Annotated in this window: 16 protein-coding genes and 2 pseudogenes; 8 read left to right on the plus strand and 10 right to left on the minus strand. The window is 59.2% G+C overall.

Going from position 1 to position 19,175, the window contains the following annotated elements; genetic code table 11:
* Positions 1-42: 42 nt before the first annotated feature.
* The gene (locus AACY30_RS15845; protein ID WP_339540661.1) at positions 43-933 is read left to right on the plus strand and encodes a DMT family transporter; all 891 of its coding nucleotides are present in this window, start codon (positions 43-45) and stop codon (positions 931-933) included.
* Here AACY30_RS15845 and AACY30_RS15850 read toward each other — a convergent pair.
* A complete protein-coding gene (locus AACY30_RS15850) occupies positions 930-1,496 on the minus strand; it encodes a YceI family protein (RefSeq protein ID WP_339415963.1) in 567 nt (188 codons plus the stop codon). The two genes, AACY30_RS15845 and AACY30_RS15850, sit on opposite strands and share 4 nt — an antisense overlap.
* A gap of 121 nt (positions 1,497-1,617) precedes the next feature.
* Here AACY30_RS15850 and AACY30_RS15855 point away from each other — a divergent pair, with 121 nt between their 5' ends.
* Positions 1,618-2,112 (plus strand): PaaI family thioesterase, encoded by a 495-nt coding sequence (locus tag AACY30_RS15855; RefSeq protein WP_339471598.1) that lies wholly within the window; start codon positions 1,618-1,620, stop codon positions 2,110-2,112.
* A gap of 43 nt (positions 2,113-2,155) precedes the next feature.
* Positions 2,156-3,043, plus strand: a complete 888-nt coding sequence (yghX, locus tag AACY30_RS15860; protein WP_339540662.1) for a YghX family hydrolase — start codon at positions 2,156-2,158, stop codon at positions 3,041-3,043.
* 49 nt (positions 3,044-3,092) lie between these two features.
* Here yghX and AACY30_RS15865 read toward each other — a convergent pair whose 3' ends face one another.
* Entirely contained in the window at positions 3,093-4,277 is a 1,185-nt protein-coding gene (locus tag AACY30_RS15865) for a DUF2252 domain-containing protein (RefSeq protein ID WP_339415959.1), read from the minus strand.
* Between the two features lie 78 nt (positions 4,278-4,355).
* On the minus strand, positions 4,356-5,234 hold the full coding sequence (locus AACY30_RS15870; protein ID WP_339471596.1) for a LysR family transcriptional regulator: 879 nt from the start codon (positions 5,232-5,234) through the stop codon (positions 4,356-4,358).
* A gap of 132 nt (positions 5,235-5,366) precedes the next feature.
* Between AACY30_RS15870 and ampC the strand changes: the two genes are divergently transcribed.
* The gene (gene ampC, locus AACY30_RS15875) at positions 5,367-6,521 is read left to right on the plus strand and encodes a class C beta-lactamase (RefSeq protein WP_339540663.1); all 1,155 of its coding nucleotides are present in this window, start codon (positions 5,367-5,369) and stop codon (positions 6,519-6,521) included.
* 19 nt (positions 6,522-6,540) lie between these two features.
* Here ampC and AACY30_RS15880 read toward each other — a convergent pair whose 3' ends face one another.
* Positions 6,541-7,515, minus strand: a complete 975-nt coding sequence (locus tag AACY30_RS15880) for a polyprenyl synthetase family protein (protein ID WP_339540664.1) — start codon at positions 7,513-7,515, stop codon at positions 6,541-6,543.
* A gap of 317 nt (positions 7,516-7,832) precedes the next feature.
* Here AACY30_RS15880 and idi point away from each other — a divergent pair, with 317 nt between their 5' ends.
* Positions 7,833-9,407, plus strand: a complete 1,575-nt coding sequence (gene idi, locus AACY30_RS15885; protein WP_339427579.1) for an isopentenyl-diphosphate Delta-isomerase — start codon at positions 7,833-7,835, stop codon at positions 9,405-9,407.
* Between the two features lie 3 nt (positions 9,408-9,410).
* Here idi and AACY30_RS15890 read toward each other — a convergent pair.
* The 4 genes and pseudogenes from AACY30_RS15890 to AACY30_RS15905 all read right to left on the minus strand — a co-directional run.
* Positions 9,411-9,650, minus strand: a pseudogene (locus AACY30_RS15890) (TRAP transporter large permease subunit); the annotation flags it as partial.
* A gap of 242 nt (positions 9,651-9,892) precedes the next feature.
* Positions 9,893-10,627, minus strand: a pseudogene (locus AACY30_RS15895) (HpcH/HpaI aldolase/citrate lyase family protein); the annotation flags it as partial.
* A gap of 14 nt (positions 10,628-10,641) precedes the next feature.
* Entirely contained in the window at positions 10,642-11,919 is a 1,278-nt protein-coding gene (locus tag AACY30_RS15900) for an ATP-binding protein (RefSeq protein WP_339540665.1), read from the minus strand.
* Positions 11,920-12,627, minus strand: a complete 708-nt coding sequence (locus AACY30_RS15905; protein ID WP_339540666.1) for a winged helix-turn-helix domain-containing protein — start codon at positions 12,625-12,627, stop codon at positions 11,920-11,922.
* Between the two features lie 157 nt (positions 12,628-12,784).
* On the opposite strand from AACY30_RS15905, the gene AACY30_RS15910 reads away from it, so the two are divergent.
* Positions 12,785-13,984 carry an MFS transporter gene (locus AACY30_RS15910; protein ID WP_339540667.1) on the plus strand — a complete coding sequence of 400 codons (1,200 nt, stop codon included), beginning with the start codon at positions 12,785-12,787 and terminating at the stop codon, positions 13,982-13,984.
* Here the strand turns inward: AACY30_RS15910 and AACY30_RS15915 are convergent.
* On the minus strand, positions 13,940-14,542 hold the full coding sequence (locus tag AACY30_RS15915) for a tRNA-(ms[2]io[6]A)-hydroxylase (protein ID WP_339540668.1): 603 nt from the start codon (positions 14,540-14,542) through the stop codon (positions 13,940-13,942). The genes AACY30_RS15910 and AACY30_RS15915 overlap by 45 nt on opposite strands.
* 151 nt (positions 14,543-14,693) lie before the next feature.
* On the opposite strand from AACY30_RS15915, the gene AACY30_RS15920 reads away from it, so the two are divergent.
* Complete coding sequence (locus AACY30_RS15920) at positions 14,694-15,539, plus strand: universal stress protein (protein ID WP_339540669.1); 846 nt, start codon at positions 14,694-14,696, stop codon at positions 15,537-15,539.
* Positions 15,540-15,597: 58 nt separating this feature from the next.
* Here AACY30_RS15920 and AACY30_RS15925 read toward each other — a convergent pair whose 3' ends face one another.
* A complete protein-coding gene (locus tag AACY30_RS15925) occupies positions 15,598-16,071 on the minus strand; it encodes a DUF1289 domain-containing protein (protein WP_339415945.1) in 474 nt (157 codons plus the stop codon).
* Between the two features lie 397 nt (positions 16,072-16,468).
* On the opposite strand from AACY30_RS15925, the gene acnB reads away from it, so the two are divergent.
* Positions 16,469-19,078 (plus strand): bifunctional aconitate hydratase 2/2-methylisocitrate dehydratase, encoded by a 2,610-nt coding sequence (acnB, locus tag AACY30_RS15930; RefSeq protein ID WP_339540718.1) that lies wholly within the window; start codon positions 16,469-16,471, stop codon positions 19,076-19,078.
* The last annotated feature ends 97 nt before the right edge of the window (positions 19,079-19,175 follow it).

Raw genomic sequence — 19,175 nt, forward strand, 5'->3', positions numbered from 1 at the left:
GATGGCTTGAACGCAACCCCCTCATTATTCGGGCGCCTCCTCATGGAATGCACATCCCCCTTCAGCACCCTGGATACCCGCACCCAAGGCTGGGTCAATGGCTTTATTGGTGTGGTGATTTTCAGCGGCTCCTTACCCGCCACACGGCTGGCCGTGATGGAGTTCGAACCGGTGTTCCTCACCATGATCCGTGCCGCCATCGCCGCCAGCCTGGGGTTGTGCCTGCTGTGGTGGTTCAAGGCAAAACGCCCCGCGCGCACCCAATGGGTGCCCCTCGCTCTTGTTGCTCTTGGCGTGGTGATCGGCTTTCCCTTGTTGACCGCACTGGCGCTGCAGTACGTGACCTCGGCCCACTCCATCGTGTTTATCGGCCTGCTCCCCCTCGCGACCGCGGTATTTGGCGTACTGCGCGGTGGTGAGCGCCCGCGTCCGGTGTTCTGGTTGTTCTCGATCCTGGGCAGCGTGCTGGTGATGGGTTATGCCATTGCCCAGGGTTTGAACGCCGCACCCGCCGGCGATTTGCTGATGCTGCTGGCGGTGCTGGTCTGCGGCCTGGGTTATGCCGAGGGCGCCACGTTGTCGCGCAGCCTGGGCGGCTGGCAGGTGATCTGCTGGGCGTTGGTGGTGGCGATGCCGGTGGTGCTGCCCTTGAGCCTGCTCCTGGCACCGCCAAGCGTGCGCGGCATCAGCCTGCCCGCCTGGCTGAGCCTGGGCTATGTGGCGTTGTTCAGCATGTTGATCGGCTTTGTGTTCTGGTACCGCGGCCTGGCCCAGGGGGGCATTGCCGCCGTCGGCCAGTTGCAATTGCTGCAACCGTTTTTCGGCCTGGCATTGGCGGCGGGCTTGCTGCATGAGCAGGTCAGCCTGGGCATGGTGGTGGTGACGGTCGCGGTGATCGGCTGCGTGGCGGGCGCGAAGAAGTTCGCCCGTTAACGCTGCGGGGCAACCATCTTGAACTTGATGTTGATGTCATTCGACACCACGCTGTTGCCGGCCCACTCGCCCTCGCCAATCTTGAAATCGCCGCGTTTGAGGATGAATTCGCCGTCGAACACGCCGATACCGCTTTGCTCCTTGAGCACCACGTCGACATCCACTGGGCGTGTGATGCCCTTGATGGTGAGGTTGCCGCTGATCTTGTAGCGGTTATCCCCCAGGACCGCGACGCCGGTGGATTCGTAGACGCCCACTGGATAAGTCGCGGTGTCAAACCACGACGCACGTTGCAGCTCGTCATTCGCGTCCGGGCTGCCGGCGTCGATGCTGGCCAGCTGGATCTTGAGCAATGCATGCCCGGCTTCCGGCTTTTGCGTATCGAACGTCAAGGAGCCTTCGAACGCGCTGAAGGTGCCGTACACCCGCTGCCCCAACTGTTTATAGGTAAAACTGATCTGGCTGGCGGTGCGGTTGACGTCGTTGTACTCCACCGCCTGGGCGCTGGAATAGAACGCGAGGATCAGGACCAGTATGGCGACCGAGGGCATTCGACGTTTCATGCAACGCTCCGCAGAGGAAAAGACACAGGCACCGAGCCAACACGCTTTAACAGGGATTTATTCCCATCAGGCGTTTGTCCTGCTAAACAGAGTAGTCGCCCCAGAATAATAAGGACGCTCCATGCATTCCCCTTCGCTTCAGGACCTCACCGCGCCGGACGGCATCTGCTATGGCTGCGGTGGCAGCAACCCCCACGGCCTGCATATCAAGAGCCGTTGGGACGCGGACGGCATCCACCTGATCGCCGAGCATAGGCCCGACGCAAAATACAGCGGCTGGCCCGACCTGGTCTATGGCGGCCTGATCGCCATGTTGGTGGACTGCCATTCCAACTGGACCGCCATGGCCTACCACTACCGCGCCGAGGGGCGCGAACCCGGCAACCTGCCCCGCATTGACTGCGTGACCGGCAACCTGGGCATCAAATTCATCAAGCCAACGCCCATGGGCGTCATCCTCACCCTGCGCGCACGGGTCGAGGGCGACGTGGGGCGCAAGACCCGCGTGATCTGCGAGGTGTACGCCGGCGACGTGCTCACCGCCATGGGTGACTCGGTTTTCGTGCGCGTCGATACCGGCCAATTGGCAGCGGCCGCCCATGGGCGTGAGGGCTGATCCTGATCTACATTGACTGCCACCGCTAATCGAGGACGCACCGATGACTCGTCTCACCGCGAAAGACTTTGCCCCCGAACTGCTGGAACTCTACGACGGCTACGCCCACGGCAAGATTAACCGCCGCGAATTTCTCGACCGCGCCGCGCTGTTCACCTTGGGTGGCCTTACCGCCTCGGCCCTGCTCGCAGCCCTCAGCCCCAACTACGCACTGGCCGAACAAGTGAAATTCACCGACCCGGACATCGTTGCCGACTACATCACCTACCCCTCGCCCAAAGGCAACGGCACCGTGCGCGGCTACCTGGTGCGCCCGGCCAAGGCCGCGGGCAAGTTGCCAGCCGTGGTGGTCGTGCATGAAAACCGTGGCCTCAACCCCTATATCGAAGACGTCGCCCGGCGCCTGGGCAAAGCTGGCTTCATCGCCCTGGCGCCGGATGGCCTGACTTCGGTGGGCGGCTACCCCGGTAACGACGAAAAAGGCGTGGCGCTGCAACAGACGGTTGACCCGACCAAGCTGATGAACGATTTTTTCGCCGCCATCGAATGGCTGATGCACCACGACAGCAGCACCGGCAAAGTCGGCATCACTGGGTTCTGTTATGGCGGCGGCGTGGCCAATGCGGCGGCGGTGGCTTATCCGGAACTGGGCGCGGCCGTGTCGTTTTATGGGCGCCAACCAGAGGCCAAGGACGTGCCACGGATCAAGGCGCCGATCATGCTGCATTTCGGTGAGTTGGACACGCGGATCAATGAGGGCTGGCCGGCGTATGAGACGGCGCTGAAGGCTGCAGGCACGAACTATGAGGCGTACATCTACAAAGGCGCCAATCATGGTTTTCATAACGACTCGACGCCGCGATATGACGAGGCGGCGGCGAATCTGGCGTGGGAGCGGACGCTGGGATGGTTTCGCAAGTACCTTGCTTGATGCCAACACCGTGTAGGCGCTAGCGTGTCAGCGCCGACACATTGTTGGGTCAATGTTCGAGGGCATATCTGCGGCAATGGTTGAGGTACCCCTGCTCATGGCTACCCACCAGTTGCACCACACTGGTCCACAGCCAGGACGGCGCATCGAGTTGCTTGGAGCGGTTTTCCTGGAGCACCGCCATCCAGTCCTTGCGCGTATCGCGGTCCATCTGCCGAGCATGGGCAATGCCCACGACCCGCGCCAGGTAACCGGCGGCGTGCATGGCGTCGGTTTCGTTCAATTCGTCCAGCTCCAACTTCATGTCCTGGGGCAGCAGTTCGCGGATGAAGAATCCGTGATCCAGAAAACGCGTTGCCATCATGCGCTCACCCAGGCTCGGAGAGAGCTGACGCGCGCCCTCCACCACTCGACGACCATTATCCCTGGGCATCTTCGCCCGTGCCGCGCGGGGTGCAGCAGCGCCGACGGCTTCCTTGATATCAATCAGGCAATATTCCTCATCGCCCTTGTCACCCACGCCGAGCAGTACGGCATAACGGAGCAGCCCGAGGGAGCTACAACCCTTGACCCAGTAGGCCGAGTCCAGCAGTTCAACCCTGGCGTCCTTGGGCCGCCCCTTGAGCGAGGTGACCAACTGGTGGACTTCATCCGAGGCACAGAGGGTTTCCAGCGCAACCTTCTCGGCCCGTGACAACGACCAGAAGTGCTTGCCCAGCGGGATGGTCGGCCGAGCGTTCTCGATACGCTCACGCGCGAGGTTTTTCCAAGTGCGCTCCACCGCGGTGCGCATGCTCGCCTTGACCTGGGACGGGCGCGGCGGCGCGGCGTCGGGTTTGTCCTTGAACGCCTGTTCGTAGCCGCCCATCATTTCTTCAAGCATGCGCGCAGTGGTTACTCCAGGCAGGTCCGAGCCGCGCGCAGCAGTGGCCAGGGACAAGGCCAAGCGCACCAGGTCGTGAGTCGGGTTACCGATCACCGCCTGGTCAAGGTCACGGATATGCATATCGATGCGGCCCTTCGTGTCTCCCGTAGGGCCCAAGTTACCGGCGTGGCAGTCGCCGCAGATCCAGATCGCCGGGCCGTGGGGCAAACGTCGACCCGTCTGGCTGTGCAGCCACTCGTAGAATTGCACCGTGCTGCCACGTACGTAGGCGTGAGCAGAGCGCGCCATCTTGAGGTTTCGCAATTGGATCAGGTGGGGCATACGGGCGCAGGGGCGTGGTATTTTCATGGAATAACTCAGTACAGGTGTTGCTGTAGAGCGAAGGCCCTGAGCAAATGTTTCATTATATTTCAAAAATAAGCACGTTCAGCCTTGCATCTTCATTTCCTGCAACCACCCCTTGAACGCCAACATCGCCGACGTCTCGGCCCGCGACTGCAAACGCGTCAACCAATAGCTGCCGGTGGTGATGCCGACGTCGAACGGCTGGCGAATCACATCATTCTCCAGTTGGCGCGAAAACATCATTGCCGGCGCCAATGCCAACCCCATTCCTTGCAAGGCCGCTTCCATCATTGCCAACGAGGAATCAAACACGATACTGCGCGGCACCAGGGTGTCGGCGGGCAGGCCAGCGGCCTGGAACCACAGGCTCCACTCATCGGCGCGGTAGGAGCGCAGCAAGGTGTGTTTCAACAGGTCGACAGGGGTGTGCAGTTGCTCGGCCAGTTGCGGCACGCAAAGCACGGTGAGGGGCGCTTCCAGCAGTTCGCAGGCATCGGTGCCGTGCCAGGCTCCCGCGCCGAAGCGGATCGCGTAGTCGAGGCCTTCGGCGGCCACGTCGACGCGGTTGTTGTGGGTGGATAACCGCAGATCGATAAAGGGGTAACACGCGTGAAAACCCGACAAGCGTGGCAGCAACCAGCCCACCGCAAAGGTGCCCACTGCGCCCACGGTGAGCACTTCGCGGTAGTGCCCGCCTTCGAACTGGCTGAGCGTCTGGGCGATGCGGTCGAACGACTCACGCACTACCGGCAGTAAGGTTTCGCCTTCACGGGTGAGCATCAGGCCTCGAGGAAGACGCTTGAATAATGTGACATTAAGTTGCGCTTCCAGGCTCTTGACCTGATGGCTGACCGCCGCCTGAGTCACGCATAACTCGATAGCTGCGCGGGTAAAGCTCAAATGCCGGGCTGAAGCCTCGAATGCGCGCAGGGCATTGAGGGGCAGATGGGAACGCAGCATGTTTGACCCCAAATTTTCTAATGGCTGGTGCGAAATATCATTGTTTGCCCAGAGGCAAGAATCCGCCTAACTTTGCGGCGCCTGCGCAGGCACTGATCGTTAGCCCATCACTTACATGGACGCCAGATTACTATGTGCGAAAGATCTCACTTAAACGTACGAAGCTTCTTATTTTCGGCCTTGTTGTTCGCCTCCGGCACCTGCATGGCCAACACCGATTTGCGCAAGGTCGTGGACAATAGCGTTGAACCCCTGATGCAGCAACACGGCATCGCTGGCCTATCGGTCGCTGTGGTAAATAAAGGCAAGGTGCAATACTTTAATTACGGCATCGCCAATAAAGACACCCAGCAACCCGTCACCCAAGACACGTTGTTTGAGATCGGTTCGGTGAGCAAAACCTTCACCGCCACACTGGGGGGTTACGCCCAGGCCAGTGGCAAGCTCAAGCTGTCGGACAACGCCAGCCAGCACCTTGCAGCACTCAAGGGCAGCGCCTTCGACCGCATCAGCCTGCTACAACTGGCAACCTACACGCCAGGCGGCCTGCCGCTGCAGTTTCCGGACGCTGCCGACAGCGCGGGCACCATGCTCGGCTATTTCCAGCAGTGGAAACCTGCGTACGCGCCCGGTGCGCAGCGTCTTTATTCCAACCCTAGCATTGGCCTGTTCGGCTACCTGAGCGCACAAAGCCTCGGCGAGCCGTTCAACGTGGCCATGGAGAAAATCCTATTGCCCCAACTGGGCCTGAAGAACACCTATGTCAGCGTGCCTCCCGACAAAGCCAATCTCTATGCCCAAGGTTACGACAAGGACCAGAACCCCGTACACGTCGGCTCTGGGGCGCTGGACAGCGAAGCCTATGGCATCAAAACCAGCACCCAGGACTTGGCGCACTATGTGAGGGTGAACATGCACCCGCAAACGCTGGGGAAACCGTTGCAACAGGCAATCGCCACCACGCATACCGGCTACTACACCGTAAATGGCATGACCCAAGGGCTCGGCTGGGAGTACTACCCCTACCCGATCAAGTTACAAGCGTTGATTGATGGCAACTCTACATCGATGGCGATGGAGCCACACAAGGTGAACTGGCTAAGTCCCGCTCAGGCGCCACCAACCAACGCCCTCTACAACAAAACCGGTTCGACCCGTGGTTTTGGCGCCTACGTGGCGTATGTGCCGAGCAAGGATGTGGGCGTGGTGATCCTGGCGAACAAGAACTATCCAAATGCGGAACGGGTGAAAGTAGCGCATGCAATCTTCAGCGCGCTGAATCCGTGAAGCATTGACGCCCGTGACCTCAGGTCGTCCGCTGCAGCGGACGACCGCCGGCCAGACACTGCTGATAGTAATTATCAGCTGGGCCATGCTCAAATCGAATGTCACTCAACACCCCCATTAAAGGACGCAGGTCATGTTCAGGATGTAGACGCGCGAGGGTTTCCAGGCGTCGTTCAATGGTTGCGTAAGTAGCATCTATTAACACCAAGGCGGCATCAAACACGCCGGCGCGACCATAGGCTTTGATTATTTTCTTTTTCTGTGCGTTGGTTTTTTTGCCTTTCCTCAATGGATCATTGGCAAGCATCATTAAAATTGACTTGGGTCCGCCTTCAAGGTCGGGAGCAAAGCCCTTTTTTTTGTAATGCGCAGTGCGATTTACATCCGAGTAGTCGTTGACATAACGATAATAAACAGCCAATTCGAGAAGCAACACGTAGAGTTCCAGATACGTCGCTTCATCGATGGGCGTCAGGCATTGACACGCGTCCAGTAGAAAAACGAACAGACAACCCGTATTGGCTTGAGCGATTAATTCATATTCTTCCCAGGTCGGCAGGACATCGCCATTGCTGAACTGTAGATCCAAGTGCTGCCCCACGTGCAGGTGCTCAAGACTGGTGAGCGCGGCCTGCAGGACGCCAGCATTGAAAGACTGTGCAAGGAGTTGCAGACCGACAAGGTACCCACACATGCCGGAATTCAGAGCGATTTCAACGCCGAATTTAGCCCACACCGACGGAAGCCCGCGGCGAATATGATCGCCGTCAAGCACATCGTCATGTATTAACGTGGAGGTGTTAAGAAGTTCTATGGCTTCGCACAAAACATGGGTCTGATGGGGCGCAAGTTTATAGACAGCTGACAGCGCCACAGCAATCGCGCTGCGCACTTTCTTGCCACCCGCGCGCGCTTGGTATTCAAACGCTTCGCGCCATTGAGCGTGCGCAACTTTATAGTCAGTTCTTTCTGTCAGCGCGTCGGCAGTGATCATCGTAGCGGCCTCTAGTTTGCGAGCGACCCGCAAGGCTCTAACGCTTACCTGCGGTGCGGCACATGGATTACCTAGACGTAAAAGACCGGAACTGCAATGGACACCACTTTACGAGGACAGCGCCTTAACCGTAGCGGATGCCTGAAAAAAAGAAATACTTTTTCTTTGATTCTTTGATATAGCCCTGAGTGCGAATAAGTATAACGAATAAGCGTTCACCCCTTGATCACTCGATCTATGCTCTCACCCTGAACGTGTCAGACACCCTTGAAATGGACCGCCTTACCGTCCTGCATATAAAGCTCAGGAGAGCGGCTATGGAAGACGTCCTCATTCTGGTTGACGTGAATGATCAGCCGACAGGTTTCGCTGGCAAACAACAGGTGCATGAAGAAGGGCTGCTTCATCGAGCTTTTTCAATATTCATTTTTGACCCTCACTCCAGACTGTTACTGCAACAAAGAGCGGACAGTAAGTACCACTCTGCTGGGCTGTGGAGTAATACCTGTTGCGGGCACCCACGCCAGGGCGAGACGACGCCAGACGCAGCGCGGCGCCGTTTGTATGAAGAAATGGGGCTGACCTGCGAGCTTGAGCAATACTCCACGCTGGTTTATCGGGAACGCGTGTCGAAAACCATGACGGAATATGAATACGATCACGTGTTCGTAGGCTGCTGCGCGACTGACCCCATTGCCAATCCGGATGAAGCCAAAGCATGGCGCTGGGTGGAGCCTGAGCAATTACAGGATGAGCTGCAACACACGCCAAAAATATTCACGGCCTGGTTGCGTACCATCGTGAAAGGTGCCGGAGCCGCAGGCATCAAAGGATGGGCCCCTAAAGCTCAGAGGGCCCTTCAGACGCCGATAGTCGGCGGGGCTTTTGAACTCCCTCGCTGGCTGGCTGAAGCGCATTACCCGCTAAATCCTTATGCCGAAGAGGCACAACATCACACGCGTCAATGGCTCAAGAGCATCGGCCTGGAAGACACACCGCGCGCAGCCCGCCAATTGGACATTTACGTCCCTGGCACATATGCCGGTTATATGTGGCCAGACGCGCCGCGGGACCTGTTGTTGATTTTGTCAGACGTGGTGGGGTGGTTCAGTTGCCAAGATGATCTCGCAGACGAAGACTGCAAGGACCCTCACACGTTGGAACAATTGCTTCGGGGAGTTCACAGCAGTGCGTTCACATGCTACGCCCCCCAACCAGGGCTGCTTGCCTCAGGGCTCAAGGATATAATCAGGCGCTCCGCACGCTTGGCACCGCCTCTCTGGAAAGAACGGGCTGGCGAGCGGTATGCCTCTTACATTGCCCCCTGCATGACAGCGTTGATGCATCGAGTTCATCACACCCAGCCAGGAATCGAAGGCTACGATAGCCTTTGGCGGGACGCCGGAGGCTTCCAGTTCTGCCTAGAATTCATCTACTGGGTACAGAATATTTACCTGCCCTCCTCCCTCTACTACAGCAAGCCTTGGCAAGAGTTGTGCTTGCTGGCACTGAACCTCTTCAAGGCTGTCAACGATTTACTGTCGTTTCGAATCATGGAAGACCCCGATGATGACATCTATAACCTGCTGACCCATCTGCGGCACACCCAGGGTTACTCCCCTGAGGCGGCTGCCCGCGAAGTATCACGACGCATTGATCAATGGGCCCACGCGTTTACCGATGCCCAGGAACGGTTGCCTGCATGCCTGGCAAGCTACGGCTATGACGAGCAATCGGTGCAACAGATGATGATTTGTGCGCAAGCCCTGCACAACCAGTGGCGCGGAAATATTGCCTGGCACCTGACAGCGCCGCGTTATCGGGAAATTCGCTTCGAGAACCTCCAAGGGGAAACCATCGACCCGCACCTCGTCGACGGCTTCGTGAGTTAGCCTCTACATCCCCAGCCAATGCGGCAGCGCAATGAATGACAGATAAGTAACCATGCTCAAGAACACCAACAGAATCATCAGCCACGGCAACGCCGCACGAATGGTCTGCCCCAGCGTCAATCCAGTCACCGCTGATGTCCCAAACAGGTTCAACCCCGCCGGTGGGTGCACCAGGCCAACTTCCATGTTCACCACCATCACGATCCTCAGGTGAATCGGGCCAATCCCCAATTTCGATGACAATCGGGTCCGCCGCCTGGGCCAAGTCCGCGACAAACAGGGTGGCGGCTTCACAGCAGCGCCCTAGAGAGCTTGAGCATGGAAATCAGCTTCTTATTGTTGTGTTGCAAGGCAAGTTGCCTGATGCCAGGCGTGTAGTGAATTTCGGATTCTAGATACCTGCGTTCAGCCAGGCAGCCCCCAAATCTGAGACACAGCACAGATCCAATGTGCGAGCGCGCATCGTCACTTACTACTGTGCAGCCCAATAGCCGTTGTGCCCGCAACAACACCGGCGCATCCAACATCTGCCCATCGATCTGGTAGGCCCCTGCCCCATGCGCACCCGCGTCCACCACCCGTTTTGCCCAGGCCAAGTCTTCGGCGCTCGGCGCCAGGGCTTGGTGAATCACCGCTACCTGCCTGGGGTGAATACACAGCGCACCGGCAAACCCCATTTCATAGGCATGCCGAATCGAACGGCACAGCCCCTCTGGGTCATCGATGGCCGGATGCACCCCATTCAGCGGTGCGACAAGGCCGGCAGCGCGGGAATGCACGATCAGCGCCAGGTCCAGACCACCAAACGACAGGCGCTCCACCAGCGGCGCATGGGCAATTTCGGCCACGACCAACAGGCCGCGCACGCTCTCGATAATCGGCCAGATGAGTTTGCCGGTCGCCGTCACCACGGCGACCTGTGCTGCACGTTCAACCTTAGGCAGTAGCACGCCCGCCACATTCGGATGGGCTTTGCAGAACGTCACATCCTCGAAATGCTCGGCATGCTCCGGCGCATTGATGCGCACCCATACCTGGGCAGTAGGGTTGGCCGTCAAAAACGCCCCGAGGTTATCGCGCGCCTGGCGCTTGAGCGGTTCTTCAACCGTTTCTTCAAAATCCACGATCACTGCATCAGCACCACTGGTCAAGGCTTTGAAGAATCGCTCCGGCCGGCTACCAGGCACAAACAACGCCGACAGGATGCCGCTGACTACAATCGATTTCAGGGTCGTTAATCGGCATACGCCCACGTCATCCGGAACGACGCCCCGCCCCATTCCGAATCCAGCACTTGCACCTGGCCGCCGTGCCACTGCGACACCCGTTGTACCAGCGCCAGGCCAAGGCCGAAGCCGCCGGTGCGACGGTCACGGCTGGCGTCGAGGCGCATGAAGGGCTGGAAGATCTTCGAGCGGCCTTCCTCCGGCACACCCGGGCCGTCGTCGCACACCCGCACTTCATAGCCGCCGCCGAACGTGGCCAGCGACACCTCCACACGGCGCTCGGCGTATCGGATCGCATTGCGCAGCAGGTTGATCACCGCTCGCGCCATGAAGCGCGGTTCGATCTGGATAAAGTCCACCTCGCACGTACGCAGCGACAGCTGAATGCCGGCCGCTTCCGCTTCGAGGGCCACGCTGCCGATCACACTGTCGAGCCAGCTGTGGGCCTCGATGCGCTCGCGCGTGACCTGAGTGGCGCCACGTTCCAGACTGGCATAAGTGAGCAGCTCGGAGACCATTTCTTCCAGCTCGCCGAGGTCGGCGTACATGTCGGTAATCAATTGGCTGCGCTGGCGCGGGTCGGTCTGTTGCTTGAGCTGGTCGAGCTCGAACGACAGTCGCGCAATCGGCGTGCGCAGCTCGTGGGACACGGCGTTGGTCAGCTCGCGCTGGTTGGCGATCAGGCTTTCAATGCGCTCGGCCATCTGGTTAAAGTGCCCCGCCAGCTCGCGCACGGTGGAGCGGCGTGGCAGCAGGATGCGGGAACTGAGGTCGTTGTCACCGAAACGTTGTGCCGCCAGGCGAATATGCTCCAGGTCGCGCCAGTGCGGACGAACCCAGAAATACAGCACAATTGCCAAGCACAACCCCAGCAAACCGTAGGCCCACAGGTACAACCATTTAGGCTCTTCAGGCAGCTTGATATTGAGCAGTTGCGGGCCGCCATCGATATTGGCGATGAACTCCATGAAGTCGCCCCGTACCACTAATTGGCCGGCCGCGAGCAAGTGCTGCTCGCGTTGGCTCAGCGCCAACTCATCGCGTTGCACCAAATCCAGACGCAGACCGTAATGCTGCTGCAATTCGCTCAGGCGCACCTCGCGGGCCTCGGCCGGCACGGGACGCAATTGCTCCACCAGGCCATAGGCGGGGCCGCGCAGGGCTTCGCGGTTATAGGTTTCGTTGGCCTCAGGGAGCAGCTCATCGAAGGTGTAGTTAACCAGCCAGATTGCCCCCGCCAGGCCCAGCGCCAGGATGATGTAAAGGCGGATGTAGAGCCGCAGCATCTAGACCTCCCACGCAAACGGGTTGAACAGGTAGCCCTTGCCCCAGATGGTCTTGATGCACACCGGTTCGCGCGGGTTGTCGTTGAGTTTGCCGCGCAGTTTGCTGATGTACACATCGACACTGCGGTTGAGGCCATCGAACGCGATACCGCGCATGCGGTTGAGAATGTCATCACGGGACAGGATCGTCCCCGAGTTGCTCGCCAGCAGCCACAACAGCTCGAACTCCATGGTGGTGAGTTCGATCTTGTCATCCCCCAGGCTGACGCCCCGGCAACTGCGGTCGATGGCCAACCGCCCGAAAGCGAGGGCGCCGCGCACCGTCGGCTCTGGCGCCTGCCGCCGCTGCAGGGCGCGCAGGCGTGCGAGGAGCACCGGGGGTTTGATCGGTTTGATCACATAGTCGTCAGCACCAGACTCCAGGCCGAGGATGTGGTCCAGGTCATCTTCCTTGGCGGTCAGGATCACGATGGGGGTGTCGGACACCGCGCGGATCCCGCGACACACATGCAGGCCGCTCTGACCGGGCAGCATCAGGTCGAGCACGACGATCTTCGGTTTGAAGTCCAGGAACGCCGCCAGGGCCTCATCGCCCCGGTGCACCACGCGCACCTCAAAACCATGCTGTGACAGAAAATGCGCGATCAGCCCTGCCAGCTTCTCGTCGTCCTCAACGAGCAAGACCTTGCCCAACCCCAGGTTTTCCATAAGTTCTCAGTGTGCAGATGCGGATTGAAGAGCGGGGATTATAGATGGCAAGCTGGGCAACAAACGCAGCGGGCTCACACCGGCCGACCAAGCTTCATGCTTTTAAGAGTTTTTAACAAATAACCTGCAATCTTTAACGCCACCCACAGGGAGTTGCATGCGCAAGGATTACCTGGCTTTTTTTATCTCACTGTTCCTGTCACGGCTGGCGGACCAGATACTGCTGTTTATCGTGCCGCTGCTTGTGTTCCAGACCACCAACAGCGTCGCATGGGCCGGGCTTGCGTTTTTCGTCGAATCGCTGCCGCGCTACCTGGTTTTTCCAGTCTGTGGAGCGCTGTGCGATAAATTCTCGCCGGTGCGCATCCTGCATATCAGCCAGGTTTACCGCGCACTGGCGTGCGTAGTGGCCGTAGCGCTTTACGGGGTGTTTGACGGTATCTATTGGCTGGTAGCGCTGTCTGCGCTGTGCGGCGTGCTGACGACTCAAGGCATCATGGCCCGCGAAGTCGTGATGCCGCACATCTTCAAGCATTACACCTACGCCAAGACCTTGTCCTACTCACAAATAGCCGACCAGAGCGGCCTGGTGCTGGGGCCGCTGGTAGCGGCATTGATGCTGGAGGTGTGGGCCTGGCATTGGGTGGTGCTGGGGGTTGCCGGGCTGTTTGTGCTAGCAGATCTGGCGATGCGGACCTGGCAGCGCAACACTGCGGTGAATCTGGAGAGCTTTGAACAGCATCAGGACATCTGGCTGCAACCGCTGCGCATCGCATTCGGGCATATCCGCAACCTGCCAGAGCTGAAGCGCATCATTGCCCTCGCAGTCGGCGTTAACCTGATCATCGGCGTGACGCTGGCCACGTCGGCGGCGATGGTGACCGGTCAATTCGCCGCCGGCAAGGATGCCTATGCGCTGCTACAGGCTGCCGGCGCAGTGGTCACCATCGCTATTCTGTTTTACCTGGCACGCGCCACCCTGGCGTTGAAAGTGCTGGGCGGGCTGTCGTATTCAATGATCGGGGCCGGGGCCTTGGTCATGGCGGTCAGCCCCACGCTTTGGGCTTACACCGTGGGTTTCCTGCTGGTCACCGGTTTCGACAAAATGTTCAACGTGTACATGCGCAGCACCCGTCAACGGGTCATTCCGGTGCAAGACTTCGGCAAAACAGTGGGCGTGACCACCTTGCTCAACAACCTGGCGCAGCCATTGGCCGGCCTGGCGATTGCCGTACTCGCCGCGCCCTTGAGTACCCAGACGGTGATCCTGCTGCTGGGCGGGATCACCGCGCTGATCGGCGTGGCCGTCGCGTCAGGCTGGCACGCCACTGTGAAAGCGGAACTCGATGTCGGTTGACTCGATCAGTTCCTGCTCGGCCGCCCTCACCCGCTCGATCACCTGGGCGATGTCCTTGGCGTCGCCATACTGGTACGCCAGCTTCAGGTAACCCTGGAAGTGCCGCGCCTCGCTTTTGAGCAAGCCGAAGTAGAACTTGCCGAGTTCTTCGTCCAAATGCGGCACCAATGCTTCGAAACGCTCGCAACTGCGCGCTTCGATAAAGGCACCCACCACCAGCGTGTCGACCAGTTTGACCGGCTCGTGGCTGCGCACGACTTTGCGCAAACCCGAGGCATAGCGCCCGGCGTGCAGTTGTCGCAGCTCGACCTTGCGCTTTTTGATCAAACGCATGACTTGCTCGTGGTGCACCAGCTCTTCACGGGCCAGACGCGACATCATGTTGATCAGGTCAACATGGCCGTGGTACTTGGCCATCAGGCTCAGCGCGGTGCTGGCGGCTTTGAATTCGCAGTTCTTGTGGTCGATCAGCAGGGTTTCCTGATCGGCAAGCGCGGCCTGGACCCAAGCGTCAGGGGTGCGGCAACCGAGGAATTCGTGGATTTCTGGCAGGTTCATCGGGCTCACGGGCAAAAGGATCACAAAAGGCCGGCGATTATACCGACCCCGCCGCAGACCACCAGTCACGGGCCTTGATGTGCATCAACATGACGTGCGCCAGCCAGCAACTATAGTTGTTCCAGCCCCCGCCTCTTTTGGAGATCCGATCATGCAAGCCATCCGCAGCATCCTGGTGGTCATCGAACCCGAGCATTCGGAAAGCCTGGCCCTCAAGCGCGCCAAGCTGATCGCCGGGGTCACTGGCGCGCACTTGCATTTGCTGGTCTGCGACAAAAAGCATGAGCACTCGGCGCTGCTGGCGCTGCTGAAGTCGGGCTTACAGGAAGATGGCTACAGCGTCAGCACCGAGCAGGCCTGGAATGACAGCCTGCATGAAACCATTATTGATGTGCAGCAAGCCGAGGGTTGTGGCTTGGTGATCAAGCAGCATTTCCCCGACAGCCCGCTGAAAAAAGCCCTGCTGACGCCCGCGGACTGGAAGCTGCTGCGCTATTGCCCGTCGGCAGTGCTGCTGGTCAAGACGGCTAAGCCGTGGACGAGCGGTGTGATCCTGGCGGCGATCGATGTGGGCAACACCGATGCAGACCATCGAGCGCTGCACAATTCAATCATCGACCATGGTTTTGATATCGCCAGCCTGGCCAAGGCGCAGTTGCATGTCATCAGCGCCCACCCGTCGCCGATGTTGTCGGCGGCAGACCCGACCTTCCAGCTCAAGGAAACCATCGAGGCGCGTTATCGCGAGCAATGTAAGGCGTTTCAGGCAGAGTTCGATGTGGACGACTCACACTTGCACATTGAGGAAGGCCCGGCGGATGTGCTGATCCCTTTCGCCGCCCATAAGTGGCAGGCGGCGGTGACGATCATCGGCACCGTGGCGCGCACAGGGATTACCGGGGCGCTGATCGGCAATACGGCGGAGGTGATACTGGATGCCGTGGAAAGTGATGTGTTGGTGCTCAAGCCTGACACGCTGATGGATCAGTTGGAGTAACTGGCCAGCAAGGCCTGACGGGGTCTTTCGGACGATTGCTCCCACATTGGGTTCTGTGTCATCCGCTGGAAAATGCATCTTTGAGAAAGCTTGGCGCGATATAGCGCTGGTAGTGCGCCTCCGACAGGATAAAGAACTCTCGATCAATGGCGTCACGCAGGTCTGGCAAGGGCCAATCGCGAAATTCCGGCAACAGCACCATGCCGTAAGCCTCCACGTTGGAAATCACCCGCGCACCACGGGCGATCAACTGGTAGGCCCAGCAATACTCGGATTGATGTGGCACGAAGCGAATCTTGCGCTGCTCCAACTGCCCACGCAGGGTCTTGGGGTCAAATACCTCGAGTTTGCCGGCCATTACCTGCACCAACAGTTGCTCCAACCGCAGCCAGACCGCGCGTTTTTCTTCTTCGTTATAGCCGTTCCACTGGATCACTTCGTGGTGGAAACGCTTGCAGCCACGGCACACGAGATCACCGTAAACCGTGGAGCACAGGCCGACGCAGGGGGTCTTGATGGTTTGGTTGGACATGGGCAACGACACGCAGATAAGCAAAACAATGCGCCATGTTAGCCCTTTGTCTAACGGCTATCACCCTGCAAACTTGGCGAGGCAACTTACCTTTAGATTTTTTTTGCCGTAGAATCATCCGGCCTTGTAAGGCGCCAATAATCCGCTGGAAGCTGTTTTCAAAGCGTCACGAGCACAGTCGTTCCTTCAGAACGGTGTTGGCGATGGTGAATGACTCGGTAGGTCAACGCCCTCGCCAACCCTCATCAGCTCCGTTCTGCAGGCGTAAAACTTTGAAAGCAGCTTCTGTGAGAAATGCCGGCAGCGCTGGCTTTGTGGCCCAAAAAGCCCCCGAGCGCATGCGTGCCGTTCATTGCTGGATGAGCGTCCCGTGGGACCACTGATGAGGGTAATAACTGTGCTTGAAGCCTACCGCAAACATATCGAAGAGCGTGCAGCCCTGGGTATTGTTCCCCAGCCGCTTAACGCCGAACAAACCGCAGGCCTGGTTGAGCTGCTGAAAAATCCTCCGGCTGGCGAAGAAGAATTCCTCGTTGACCTGATCACCAACCGCATTCCACCAGGCGTTGACGAAGCTGCCTACGTCAAGGCCGGTTTCCTGTCTGCCCTGGCCAAGGGCGAAGCCACTTCCCCCCTGATCGACAAGAAACGCGCCGTTGAACTGCTTGGCACCATGCAAGGCGGCTACAACATCGTGACCCTGGTTGAGCTGCTGGACGACGCCGAACTGGCACCTGTCGCCGCGGCCCAACTCAAGCACACCCTGCTGATGTTCGATGCGTTCCACGACGTGGCCGAAAAAGCCAAGAACGGCAACGAGCATGCCAAAGCCGTGATCCAGTCCTGGGCTGATGGCGAGTGGTTCAGCAACCGCCCTACCCTGGCCGACAAGATCAGCCTGCGCGTGTTCAAGGTCACCGGCGAAACCAACACCGACGACCTGTCCCCTGCGCCAGATGCCTGGTCCCGTCCTGACATCCCGCTGCACGCCCTGGCCATGCTGAAAATGGCGCGTGAAGGCATCGTGCCGGACGAGCAAGGCAAGACCGGCCCGATGAAGCAGATCGAAGAGATGCGCGGCCAAGGCTTCCCGATCGCCTACGTCGGTGATGTGGTTGGTACAGGCTCCTCGCGTAAATCCGCGACCAACTCCGTACTGTGGTTCTTCGGTGACGACGTTCCTTACGTGCCGAACAAGCGCGCTGGCGGCTTCTGCTTCGGCAGCAAGATCGCTCCCATCTTCTATAACACCATGGAAGATGCTGGCGCACTGCCAATCGAATTCGACGTTACCAACATGAACATGGGCGACGTGATCGACCTGTACCCGCATGCTGGCAAAGTCTGCAAACACGGCACCGACGAAGTCATCACCACCTTCGAAATGAAGACCCCGGTGCTGTTGGACGAAGTCCGCGCCGGCGGCCGTATTCCGCTGATCATCGGTCGTGGCTTGACCGACAAGGCGCGCGCAGAACTGGGCCTGGGCCCTACCGACCTGTTCAAGCTGCCTGAAGCGCCTGTCGACACCGGCAAAGGCTTCACCCTGGCACAGAAAATGGTCGGCAAGGCGTGCGGTCTGCCAGAAGGCAAAGGCGTTCGTCCTGGCACCTACTGCGAACCGAAGATGACCACCGTGGGTTCCCAGGACACCACCGGTCCGATGACCCGTGACGAACTGAAAGACCTGGCGTGCCTGGGCTTCTCGACCGATCTGGTAATGCAGTCGTTCTGCCATACCGCGGCCTATCCAAAGCCGATCGACGTGACCACCCACCACACCCTGCCTGACTTCATCATGACCCGTGGCGGTGTATCGCTGCGTCCAGGCGACGGCATCATCCACAGCTGGCTGAACCGCATGCTGCTGCCGGACACCGTCGGTACCGGTGGTGACTCCCACACCCGTTTCCCGATGGGCATCTCGTTCCCGGCCGGCTCTGGCCTGGTCGCGTTTGCCGCAGCCACTGGCGTAATGCCACTGGACATGCCGGAATCAATCCTGGTGCGCTTCAAAGGCAAAATGAAACCTGGCATCACCCTGCGCGACCTGGTTCATGCCATTCCTTACTACGCGATCCAATCGGGTCTGCTGACTGTAGAGAAGAAAGGCAAGAAGAACGCGTTCTCCGGCCGCATCCTGGAAATCGAAGGCCTGAACGACCTGACGCTGGAGCAAGCTTTCGAGCTGTCCGACGCCTCGGCCGAACGTTCGGCTGCCGGTTGCACCATCAAGCTGTCGAAAGAGTCGATCACCGAGTACCTGAACTCCAACATCACCCTGCTGCGCTGGATGATCGGTGAAGGCTACGGTGACCCGCGTACCCTGGAACGTCGCGCCCAATCGATGGAAGCCTGGGTTGCCAACCCGGAGCTGATGGAAGCCGATGCCGACGCGCAATACGCCGAAGTCATCGAGATCGACCTGGCCGACATCAACGAGCCGATCCTCTGCGCACCGAACGACCCGGACGATGCCCGTCTGCTGTCGAGCGTTGCCGGCGAGAAGATCGACGAAGTGTTCATCGGCTCGTGCATGACCAACATCGGTCACTTCCGCGCTGCCGGCAAGCTGCTGGAGCAGGTCAAGGGCCAGCTGCCAACCCGTCTGTGGCTGTCGCCGCCGACCAAGATGGACGCTCACCAACTGACCGAAGAAGGCTACTACGGCATCTACGGCAAGGCTGGCGCGCGCATGGAAATGCCGGGCTGCTCGCTGTGCATGGGTAACCAGGCACGTGTAGAGCCGAATTCGACCGTTGTGTCGACATCGACCCGTAACTTCCCGAACCGTCTGGGTGATGGCGCTAACGTCTACCTGGCTTCGGCCGAGCTGGCAGCAGTGGCGTCTACCCTGGGTCGCCTGCCGACCGTCGAAGAGTACATGGGCTACGCGGCGAAACTGGACACCATGGCCAGTGACGTCTACCGCTACCTGAACTTCGACCAGATCGCTGAGTTTCGCAAGATCGCAGCAAGCGCCAACATCCCGGTGATTCAAGCCTAATATGTTGATGTGAAGAAGCGCCGCGTATCGCAAGGTACGCGGCGTTTTTTTATGCCTGCAATACGGTATTAGCGACACCCCAAAACAAATGTGGGCT

This window comes from Pseudomonas sp. RA_5y_Pfl1_P24 (assembly GCF_963970945.1).
GTDB classification, from domain to species: Bacteria; Pseudomonadota; Gammaproteobacteria; order Pseudomonadales; family Pseudomonadaceae; genus Aquipseudomonas; species Aquipseudomonas tritici.